The sequence below is a fragment of the Pantoea dispersa genome, assembly GCF_014155765.1.
GTDB lineage: Bacteria > Pseudomonadota > Gammaproteobacteria > Enterobacterales > Enterobacteriaceae > Pantoea > Pantoea dispersa.
Genome location: NZ_SCKT01000013.1, coordinates 1 through 10,694 on the forward strand (window position 1 = coordinate 1; position 10,694 = coordinate 10,694).

The 10,694-nt window shown below is 57.8% G+C and carries 8 protein-coding genes; 2 read left to right on the forward strand and 6 right to left on the reverse strand.

Features of this window, described 5'->3' with window-relative positions; translation table 11 throughout:
- Positions 1-289: 289 nt before the first annotated feature.
- Positions 290-1,366, forward strand: a complete 1,077-nt coding sequence (locus H7K56_RS22260) for an acyltransferase family protein (protein ID WP_150059885.1) — start codon at positions 290-292, stop codon at positions 1,364-1,366.
- Between the two features lie 116 nt (positions 1,367-1,482).
- A complete protein-coding gene (locus tag H7K56_RS22265) occupies positions 1,483-4,110 on the forward strand; it encodes an autotransporter outer membrane beta-barrel domain-containing protein (protein WP_223815742.1) in 2,628 nt (875 codons plus the stop codon).
- Between the two features lie 4 nt (positions 4,111-4,114).
- Here H7K56_RS22265 and tnpC read toward each other — a convergent pair whose 3' ends face one another.
- The 6 genes from tnpC to H7K56_RS22295 form a co-directional block, all read right to left on the reverse strand.
- Positions 4,115-5,692 (reverse strand): IS66 family transposase, encoded by a 1,578-nt coding sequence (tnpC, locus tag H7K56_RS22270; RefSeq protein ID WP_150059886.1) that lies wholly within the window; start codon positions 5,690-5,692, stop codon positions 4,115-4,117.
- A 19-nt stretch (positions 5,693-5,711) separates the two neighbouring features.
- Complete coding sequence (gene tnpB / locus H7K56_RS22275; protein WP_150059887.1) at positions 5,712-6,059, reverse strand: IS66 family insertion sequence element accessory protein TnpB; 348 nt, start codon at positions 6,057-6,059, stop codon at positions 5,712-5,714.
- On the reverse strand, positions 6,056-6,715 hold the full coding sequence (gene tnpA / locus H7K56_RS22280; protein WP_150059888.1) for an IS66-like element accessory protein TnpA: 660 nt from the start codon (positions 6,713-6,715) through the stop codon (positions 6,056-6,058). The genes tnpB and tnpA overlap by 4 nt, the downstream gene beginning before the upstream one ends.
- A gap of 410 nt (positions 6,716-7,125) precedes the next feature.
- On the reverse strand, positions 7,126-7,392 hold the full coding sequence (locus H7K56_RS22285) for a hypothetical protein (RefSeq protein WP_150059889.1): 267 nt from the start codon (positions 7,390-7,392) through the stop codon (positions 7,126-7,128).
- 836 nt (positions 7,393-8,228) lie between these two features.
- Positions 8,229-9,164, reverse strand: coding sequence for a plasmid replication initiator RepA (repA, locus tag H7K56_RS22290; protein ID WP_150361401.1), 936 nt, complete (start codon positions 9,162-9,164; stop codon positions 8,229-8,231).
- A gap of 725 nt (positions 9,165-9,889) precedes the next feature.
- Positions 9,890-10,687 carry a DsbA family protein gene (locus H7K56_RS22295; RefSeq protein WP_150059898.1) on the reverse strand — a complete coding sequence of 266 codons (798 nt, stop codon included), beginning with the start codon at positions 10,685-10,687 and terminating at the stop codon, positions 9,890-9,892.
- Between the last annotated feature and the right edge of the window lie 7 nt (positions 10,688-10,694).

Sequence of the window (10,694 nt, forward strand, 5' to 3'; positions counted from 1 at the left end):
AATAACACAACTCCCACAAAATTCAGGCATTACTCTGATTAACACCGGTACTGAAAAGCGGTGTCCAAAACAGTCTTTTCATAACGGTGGTAACCGTGAAAGTCCGGGCTAAGTGCCGGTGAGGTGCCAGTACTGAACGTCAGTGTGAGTTTGTCAGGGGAGAGTCTGCCGTATGACCCGCTATGCCCTGCGCTCATTTTAGTTCCGGTCGGTATCTGGTCTGGTAAGGGGAATGCTGATAAATTAAGTATTTCTTAATAATTTCCGTTCAGAGAGTGGGCTTTAAACCGTGAGAATTCTGACTATTCAGTACGTACGCGGACTGGCGGCCTTACTTGTGGTCATTGCCCATAATTCTGCCTTTCTGGGGGAATACTGGGTAAACCACATTCCCGGCGCCCTGGGTGTCGATGTTTTTTTCATCGTCAGTGGTTTCATTATGACGTTCATCACCCGCCAGGTACCGGAGCGGGCCGATACATTTTTAATTAAGCGTTTTTTCCGCATATGGCCTCCCCTCTTTCTGATCTGGCTCGCCTCGCTTGTCTTTGTTTACCCTGAACGGACCATCGGCCAGATGTCATGTGTCCTTTATTTCTGCCTTCAGGATTACAGCAGTCAGGGGCCGACGTTTGGTTACAGCCCGCTGGGGCCACCCTGGACGCTGTCCTATGAAGTCATGTTCTACGCCGTTTTTGCCCTTTCCATGCGTCTCAGTTATCGCTACCGCAGCTGTCTCTGCGCACTGATTTTTATGGCTACCATGGTGGGATTTCAGCTCTTTTATAACGGCAGCTTCAGCTTCTCCTCACAGGTGTCGCCTGAAATGGTCGTCTCGCACTGGTGGCAGGGCTGGATTAAAATTGCCAGCAACACGGTTGTTTTTGAATTCATTGCGGGTATGTTTCTGGCAGAACTGATGGTGAATAACAAAATCAGTGACTCCCGCGTTATCCGGACAGTGGCGTGGGGTGCTCTCGCTTTAGCCATTACTTTTGTCACCATCACCGGGCCGCAGGTTTTCGGCATGAGCGGCGGCTTCTGGCCGGCGCTGGTAATTATGGCTTCGGTCATTGCGCTGAGCTGCCATATAAAAACCGTAAACATTCGCGCGCTGTCATTTCTGGGTGATATTTCTTACTCACTGTACCTGGTTCATTACCCGGTGATGCTTTTTATCAAAAACGCTTTACCTTCATCGGCGATGCAAAACGGTAACCCGGCAGTATTTATACTGTCAGTCGTCATAAGCACGGGAATAGCGTCAGTGGTGTTCAGGCTGGTTGAAATACCCTCGGTACAGTTAGGGAAAAAAATCACCAGGAGCCTCTTGCTAAAAAGAGCCTCCGAAAGCAGCCAGTCTTAAAGGGAAAAGTCATTTGAGCCGGAATCTTTAAAGCATCAGATATATGTATTGATGAAACCAGACTTCGCTTATTTCACGCCAGTATTTATGAAGTTTTTTCCTGAACGGGGTTCAAAATGATTCATGAAAAAAAGCACGTATTGTGGACCGTCAGCCTGATGAGTTTAAATTTACTTTCATTTTCATCAGTGGCAGCCAGTGTCTGTGACTCGGTTGCCGATGACGATTCACAGACCGTCACCAGTCAGGAAACCGAAGAATGTACGGTTTCGCCGTCACTGGGTTTTTTCTCGGTGGCTCAGGGAGCTTCTGTTGATGTTACCCGTGAGGGCGTGGGTGGCGTCGCGGTCTATATTCCGGACAACAATCTGGAAGTGTTTGGTAATGGTGGCACCATCACTTCTGCTTACACGGGTATACGCATAGCCAGTAACGGGCCTGGGGTGTCAAACGAAACTCACATTGATGACTTTATTAATGACGGACTTATATCCGTGACCGGAGGGACAGGTATTGCCGCCGTTTATAACGTTTCAGGGTTTATTGGGGATTTTACAAACAGCGGCACACTGCAGAATGATTCCCTGATCACCAATATGGCCCTCAACAGCGATCTGACCGGAAACGACAATTACACCACCGCCCTTTATAACCTTTCATCAATTGACGCGGTTTTTAATAACGGGAAAATCAAAGCTGCGACAGGTATTACTAACCTTACAACGAGTGGAATAACCAACCGGATAGGTAAAATTGACAATACGGGCACCATTACGGGCTCCGTCGGCAATGGTATTCTCAACGAAGGAACGATTGGCAGTATCCTCAATGAGTCTGGTGGAATCATTCAGGGGGCAGACACGGGTATAAGCAATGCCGGTAACATCTCTCAGATTGTAAACAGCGGCACAATCAGAGGGGGAAACTGGTCTGTATACAATTCAGGCAACATTAGCGGCGGTATTCACAACTCAGGATTGCTTGATGGCTCTGTTTACCTTGGCAACTCAGCTATTTATATCAGTGGGACCAGAGCGGTTATTAACGGCGCATTAACCGGTCAGGCGGGCTCTGCAGTGTTCGTGGGGGATGGAAACTCGTCCGCAGCGTTCACCGCCACGAATAACGCAAGCGTGGACAAGATTACCGTCACGTCCGGCAGTTCACTGACGCTCTCACCATCTGCCCGCTGGTCCGCCGCTAACGGCACGGTAAATAACGGCACCCTGACCCTGGAAAGCGGCAGTATCCTTGACGGTGCCCTGTCACAGAACGGCACACTGCTCTTCAGTACGGAAAAAAACGCCTCCTCAGTCATTAATGCCAGCCTGACCAACCGCGGAAGCCTCGTGCTGAATCCCACCCCGGCCAGCGCGGGCAACACCCTGACGGTTAACGGTGACTACACCGGACTGCCCGGCAGCTCGGTATCGCTCGGCAGCGTGCTGGGCGGCGATGACTCCCTGACTGACCGCCTCGTGGTGACCGGCAACACAAGCGGCGCCAGCACCCTCTTCGTGACCAATGAGAACGGCGGCGGCGCGCAGACGCTGGACGGCATCCAGCTCATCAGCGTGGGCGGGCGCTCTGACGCCGTGTTCTCGCTGGGTAACCGCGTGGTGGCCGGTGCCTACGACTACAGGCTGCGCAAAGGAAACGTTTCGGGTACCGACACGGCGGGCTGGTACCTGACCAGCACTGCCTTCGCATCAGTCCCTGACCCCACACCTTCTCCCGGGCCTTCACCTGAGCCAGTCCGCATGTATCGCCCCGAGGCGTCGGCCTACACGGCTAACCTTCAGGCGGCGAATACCCTGTTTGACCTGTCAATGCGGGACCGCAGCGGGGAAACGCGCTACAGCGACCCGGTAACGGGGGAGGCCCGTACGACCAGCCTGTGGATGCGTAATCTGGGCAGCCACGGGCGCGCGTCCATGGCGGACGGCCAGAACCGCACTCAGACTAACCGCTACGTACTGCAACTGGGCGGGGATATTATTCAGGGCTCCACAAACGGCACGGACGCGCTTCACGCCGGCCTTATGGGCGGCTACGGCCGGGCGGACAGCGGCTCACACAACGGCCTGACCGGCCGGGACGCAAAGGGCAGCGTGAGCGGATACAGTGCAGGGGTGTACGGCACGTGGTACCAGAACGCAGAGGCCAAAACCGGCGCATGGGCCGAGACGTGGGCGCAGTACAACTGGTTCCGCAACGAGGTCTCAGGGGATATGCTGCCTGTGGAGCGCTACAACAGTCAGGGAATAAAGGCGTCGCTGGAGGGCGGCTATGCCTGGCTGGCGGGACGCTGGCAGAGCCGCAGCGGAACGGAGAACCGCCTGTTCCTTGAACCGCACGCGCAGGCCGTCTGGTCCGGCATCCGGGCGGATGACCACACCGAGGCGGGCGGCACCCGCGTGCAGGGGACGGGAAACGACGGGGTCACCACCCGCCTGGGACTCAGAACCTACCTGAACGGGAAAAGCCGGCTGGACCAGCAGACCGTGCGCGAGTTCCAGCCGTTCGTGGAGGTGAACTGGCTGCACAACACACAGGTGTACGGCGTGCGCATGAATGAAGAAACGGATGATGTGCGGGGGAGCCGGAACGTGGCCGAGCTGAAAACGGGTGTAGAGGGGCGTCTGTCGAGGAGCCTGTCGGGCGCCCTGGTGTTCACGCAGCAGGCCGGAGGCGGTGGCTACCGCGACAGTCAGGGCTCGCTGCAGGTAAGCTACCGGTTCTGAGATATCATCCCGTCGCGGGCGGCAGGTCAGCTTTCCACGGCAGCAGGTCGCGCAGCCTGTTTACCGGCCAGTCCTGGATATGACCCGGCACATAGCGCAACCACGCCTCCGGCTCCACTCCGTTCAGCCTGCAGGCCCCGATAAGTGAGTACAGGACGGCTGCATGCTCCCCACCCGCGTCTGAACCGGCGAACAGCCAGTTTTTCCTGCCCAGGGCAACGCCACGCAGCGCGTTCTCAGCGATATTGTTGTCGATTTCCGCCCAGCCATTGCTGCAGTACAGGTTCAGCGCGTCCCACTGCTTAAGCAGGTACGCGAACGCCTTCGCCGTATCTGAGTGGCGCGACAGCACCTTCATCTGCCCCTGCACCCAGTCATACAGCGACTGCATCAGTGGGACGGTCTGTTCTTTTCGTACCGCCAGCCGTTCGTCTGCCGGGCTGCCGCGTATCTCTGCCTCGATGGCATACAACTCACCGATGCGCTTCAGCGCTTCAGTGGTAATGTCTGTTGGTGTCCGGACGTGAACGTCGTGGATTTTTCGCCGCGCGTGTGCCATGCAGGCCGCTTCCCTTATGCGTCCTTCTTCGTACAGCGCGTTGTAGCCACCGTACGCGTCCGCCTGCAGGACACCGCTGTACCCGGCAAGGTGCTGTTGTGGATGAACGCCATTCCGGTCCGGCGAGTACGCGAACCACACCGCCGGTGGAAGCTGTGACCCCGCGTTGCGGTCATCCCGCACGTAGACCCACAGCCGGGCCGTGCGGGTTTTACCGCTGCCCGGCTCCTGCACCGGCACCGGGATATCGTCGGTATGCACTTTGCCCGGCATCAGCACGTACTGGCGCAGCAGGTCGTACAGTGGCTCCAGCAGTTCGCTGACCGCGCCGGACCAGCGCCCCAGCGTGGCCCGGCTCAGCTCCACACCCTGACGGCGGTATATCTCCGACTGACGGTAGTGCGGCGTGTGCTCGCCGAACTTCGCCGTGACGATGCGCGCCAGCAGGCCGGGGCCTGCATAACTGCGCTCAATGGGTTTTGACGGCATGGCTGTCTGAACGATGTGGTCACAGCTGCAGCAGGCCAGTTTTGGACGCTGCGTTTCGATAACCTTAAAGGCGCTGCTGATAAGCTCCAGCTGCTCCGATACGTCGCAGCCCAGCGCGCTGAGCTCTCCACCACACGCCGGGCAGGCGGTTTCTGTCGGCGGCAGCGTGCGGGTTTCGCGGGGAAGCGCGGCAGGAAGCGGTTTACGGGCAGAAGACTGGCGAAGCGGCTGCGGGAGCACCGGGTCATGTTGCTCACCCAGTACTTCCGCCATCTCCTCCTGCAGGGCACCGATGCGCTCCTCTGCCTCGCGCACCTGACGGGCCGTTTTCTCACGCAGCTTTTCGGAGCTTTTGCCGAACTGCATACGCTGCAGCTTAGCAACCAGCGCCTTCAGCCGGTATATTTCGCTGGCGTACGCCGCCACCCGCTGTGAGAGCAGGCGGTTATACTCCACCATTTTGCGGAGGGTGGTCTGCTGCTCCTGCAGCAGTGCCCTGAGCCGGGCGTTTTCATCAGGGTATGAGAAGTCCATAACCCCACTTTACAGCAGGTTATATGCGTATTCCAGGGCGTTCCGTCCGCTGCGGATGTTTCCAGTTAATGCCTTCCAGCAGCATCGACAGCTGCGCCGGCGTCAGGTCGACTTTACCGTCGCGGGTCACCGGCCACACGAAGCGTCCCCGCTCCAGCCGTTTGGTGAACAGGCACAGGCCATCCCGTTGCGCCCACAGTATCTTTATCATGTCGCCGCGACGCCCCCGGAAGATGAACAGATGCCCGCTGAAGGGGTCATCCCATAACGTGTTCTGCACCCTGGAAGCAAGGCCATTGAAGCCGTTGCGCATGTCCCTCACGCCGGCGACCAGCCAGATGCGGGAGCCCGCAGGGAGTGATATCACCGGCATCCTCCCTGCATTTCACGGATAAGCATCCTGAGCAGCTCTGGCGTCAGCTTTCCACTGATACGAAGCGTCCCGACGGGCAGAACCAGCTCACAGCAGGTAGCTCCGTCGCTCAGAGCGGAGGGAAGATGAGTCGGCTCGGGGCCGGATTCAGCAGCGAGCATCACGGGCAGCATGAGTGGAGCGTCTGTCCGTGCAGCCAGCAGCCCCTGCTGATAAAGGCGCCGCCAGTTGAACAGCAGATTATCATTAATGTTATTTTCGCGGGCAAGCTGAGCCACGCTGACGCCGGGCTGCATCGACTGCTCCACCAGAGCGATTTTGAAGTCGCGGGAGAAGTTGGGGCGTCGTGGTCGCTTGCGGGCGACAGGGATTTTGCAGGGGACCGGGGCACGGGGTGGAACGGGGGATTTTCGGGATGCCTGTCGGTAAAGGCGTTTATCCAGATTTTTTGCGTTGATTCGTGGTGGCAAAGGCCAGGACAGACCTGCCTTCCTGAAGCGAACAAAGAGTTCGCAGGCCGTGGTTTTGGGGATGCCTAACCGGCGTCCAGCCTCAATACACGGCAGTTTTTCTTCAAAGTGGAGGCGAAGTACCTCAAGAAGCCATGTCCGGTGTTTCACACGATAGTGTCCATTAAAAATGATGGACACTATTTCCCCGGAACCGGAGTCTGCTGCACAGACGGTCTAATTGAGACGCTTACGACTGCATTTCCGTTTTCAGATAGAGGGGAGCAGAAGATTGCGGTTGTATTGCACAGCCTGTCAAAAGAACAGCTGCAGCCAGAGTTAAGCTGGTTAATAGTTTCATTTTATTCCTGTTTCTATGCGGGACCTGTTCACTATATCGGCTGAATTATGCGTGGCTTGATACCATTTATAACGAGGATTTTGATAGAAGCAGGCAAGCAGTGCGCAGCCGGCCCCTGAATGCCGCATGAGCGGCATGGAAGCGTCAGAAACCATTCAGGACGGCACTGATGCCATCGGGCGCAGTGAGCCCGGCGGAGCCGGTAACAGCGCCCATACCACAGAATAAACTGGCACTGAGATCCGGCATTTCAGGACGTCATCAGCCCTGAGAGAACCCAGTCGCCGCAATCCCGGTGCCTCTCCACAACCTCCTGGTCAGGATAGATTTCCAGCGTCTCGATCGCACCCAGCATGACCGTTTCCATCTCCGGCGACCATGCCTGCGTTCTGGCCAGTTCTCCGCGGATAAAGCCGGCAATCCGTAGCCGCGTGGTTTCAAGACCATCGCCGGCCATGGCCACGGCGCCGATCATGGTGTAAACCCTCTCCAGCTCCCCGTGCTGCTGTTGAGCCATCTGCATCGCATTAACCTCTCAGACGTAGCCGGACGGGCGAGCAGTGCGCAGCCAGTCCTGTGAATGCCGCGTGAGCGGCATGGAGGCGCCAGAAACCGTTCAGGACGGCTCAGATGCCAGCTGGCGCCGTTAGCCCGGCACAGCCGGTTACAGGGCCGATGGTGGCGAAAGCCCAACCCCGCCCTGACTGACGCCGTTTAAGCAGCGGCCTGTCAGCAGCTTATCAGTCGGACGGTCGGAGACGAAAGAAAGAAACCGCGGGCCTCTGGTTACAAAGCGGTTCAGACTCTGTAGTTACAGCATCCATTTATCAGCCACTGCAGTTCCGGCCCTCCGGGCCGGGCGGCCGGGGCTGGTCAGTGGGGGCAACCGGGCTTCAGGTACGGCTCGGGTCCGGCCTGAGAGGGGCTGGATGGTTCAGGACTGGATGATTACAGTGAATTTTTTGTCTGTTGTAACTAACTACTCGGGAGGGGGCCCGCGTGAGCGGGAGGTGCTTCAGATTCTGAGCGGCGCGGACGTTTACGGTCGCTGCAAGTGAAGGCCTTATTTATCCCCGCAGAATGCCGGCATGAACACCTTATTTATCTTTTCTGATTAATTCTTTCTGACGTAAGTCAGGAATGTTTTGCGGGTAATTTCAGATCTGTTTGCAGGTAAGTCACGCTTTACGATTGCGGATAACTGTGGATAAAAAATTCCGCGACCGGAGAGCGGCGCGAATGTGGGATATTTTGCGGGAAAAAGGATGCCGCTACGGGCCGGAAATACGCGATTTTATCTGCGGCACAAACGCCTTTACCGCCAGTCAAGGCGGTAAAATTCGCAGGTGTTCGTCAGTGGACGACGTCGGGCGGGGCGGGCTCGTAGCCGAGACCGAGCTCCAGCTGGTTCAGGTTCTGCCACACCAGGCGGTCAAAGGCGTCCGCGTCGGTGTTCATCAGCTCGTGGTTCGGCAGCGTCCGGATAAGCCAGCTGGCCATCGCCGTACGGCGCTCGTCGAGCGGAAGTTTGCCCAGCTTTTTGCGGCGCTTCTCTTTCACGGCCTTTTCACGCCGCTTCAGCAGCGTGGCCATGCGCATGTTCTCATACCAGCGCTGGCGGGCAGCGCGCACCGATTCATGCGTACCCGGCTCGATAATGCCCTCCGCTTCAGCTACAAGGCGCTCGTTACGCTGGAAATACAGCTTATCCATGTTGACGCCGCACAGCTGCCAGAAACGATCGGTGAGCACGATATGACGCGGCATCCAGAATTTCTCAACCGGATCCCACTCAAGCGAAGGCATCTCCAGCAGCCCGTATCGCGCCAGCTCCGGAAAAAGGCGCGACAGCCGGCACGGCTCGACCCGGGTGCCGGGTATGACGTCGCCGTTCTCATCTTTCGGGCTGAGCTCTTCTGCGAGACTGCCAACGTTAACGGTGACTACCCAGGTGGCTATATCAGCGCGCTGTATCAGCAATGGAATGATCGCGTCAATCAGCGCGCGGCGCTCCGGCCGGAAGTCGCGCTCGCGGCCGGCCGCGTGGCGCAGCCTGACGAAATACGGATTGCGTGAGATCCGCTGGCGCAGGCGCAGCTGGCCGGTGGCCTGGTCTTTCACGACGAGCCGGCGCATGGCGTGGCCGAACTCGCCCGGCAGCGGGCGATAGTTCTGCGGCGCGAACCAGACAGGCTCAGGACATTTGCAGGTGACGGCGTGATCGCCGCGATGGCGCCCGTCAGGTCTGGAGGTCGGGTCGTTTAACCCGATTAAAATCTGGTCATTCACCCTGTCCTGAACTTATGGCGGACAGGGGTTGTCTTATGAACTGCATGCGTTATAATCCTTCACAGGCCAGCGCCTGCTTTTGGACCCCCTGATTTCTGACTCTTCCGCCAAGTTGAATCCAGATTTCGGGGGGTTTTTGCATTCAGAGCCCGGTAAATCCCGCGCTCCGTACCCTGGACGTTTTAACGGATACGTCCCATCCGGTTCAATTCTGCCCGCGCCGCGCATGTCCGGCCACAGGTTTTCGCACATCCCCGTCGTCAACCACCACAGTATTCGACAGGGATCTAAAAAGGATCGCCGCCCGGCGAATTCTGAAAAGAATACCCATCTCAACCGGTTAAATCCAGCACAGATTGCACATAGCACGAATCGTATGGATAAAAAAAGTTCACCGATAAATTTTACCGTGACCGTCATCACAACTGCGGTTGTGGCTTAACGCAGTTCTGCGCCTGGCGGGACGCTGAAACGACAGAGAGCACGGGGGACGGGTAATTTTTCATTATTCAGCGGAACGATCGCGGACGATCGCCATTGATGCGACGGGCAGGGCGTTCAGGCTGAGGCGTACCGCAGCGGCGCGAGGAACGAACAGCCTGAACGACGTGGCTGTCAGGGGGTAAAGGTTCTGGCGGGATGGCCGATACCCCCTCACGCGCCGGCAGTGAAACCATTCTGATAATGCCCTCGCTGCTGGTTGCCCGGTTCTGCACCGGGCTTTTTTAGTTTCCGCCTGCGCGGAGGATGGCCTGCTGCAGGACGTCTTCACTGACGACGCCCGGGATGACGGTGGTGTTGTCTGCCGTGGCATTCTCAGCCGGCATGACGATAATGCCCGGCGTGCCCGTCAGTCCCAGCATCTCCGCCAGCGCGTCGTTGTTTTCGATGAGCCTGTCGGAGGCAGCACTGCCATCACCGGAAGCCGTACCTGCGCCGGCGGCCGTAGCCACCTTTTCAATATCCTCTGCCGTGAGTTTCCCCTCGTTGTGCCCGGTCCGGTAAATCCCGTTGTGGAAGGCCATGTAGGCCTCCGCGCCCTGCCTGCGGTAAATACCCAGCCCGCGGTGCGAGGCCAGCGTCGATTCCGGATAGCGTGCGGCAAAGATGGTCCAGTCGCGGAAGGCAAAGCGTACGCCGGCGTTGGCGGCTATCACCTTTTCCATCACCGGCGCCATCATGCTGCAGGCGATGCATTCGTAGTCAAAGAACTCCGTAACGATGACCTTCGAATCCGCCGGCCCCTTAACCGGTACGCCGTCGAGCTGCATCAGCAGCCGGTGAGCTTTAAGCGCAGACTGCACGTAAGCCTGCTGCAGCATCGCCTGCTGGCGCGCCTGCAGCTTTTTGCTCACCTCAATGAGCACGTCGGGATGCGCCACCAGGTAGTCAGCGGCAATTTCACCAATGCGGGCCTGCTGCGCGGGGGTAAAGTCTGCAGCCTCAGCCGCACTCGATGGTGCTGAGGGCAAAGCGGTGCTCATGGCCAGCGCAATGGCGGCCAGTTTCAGGATCTGTTTCATGATTTCT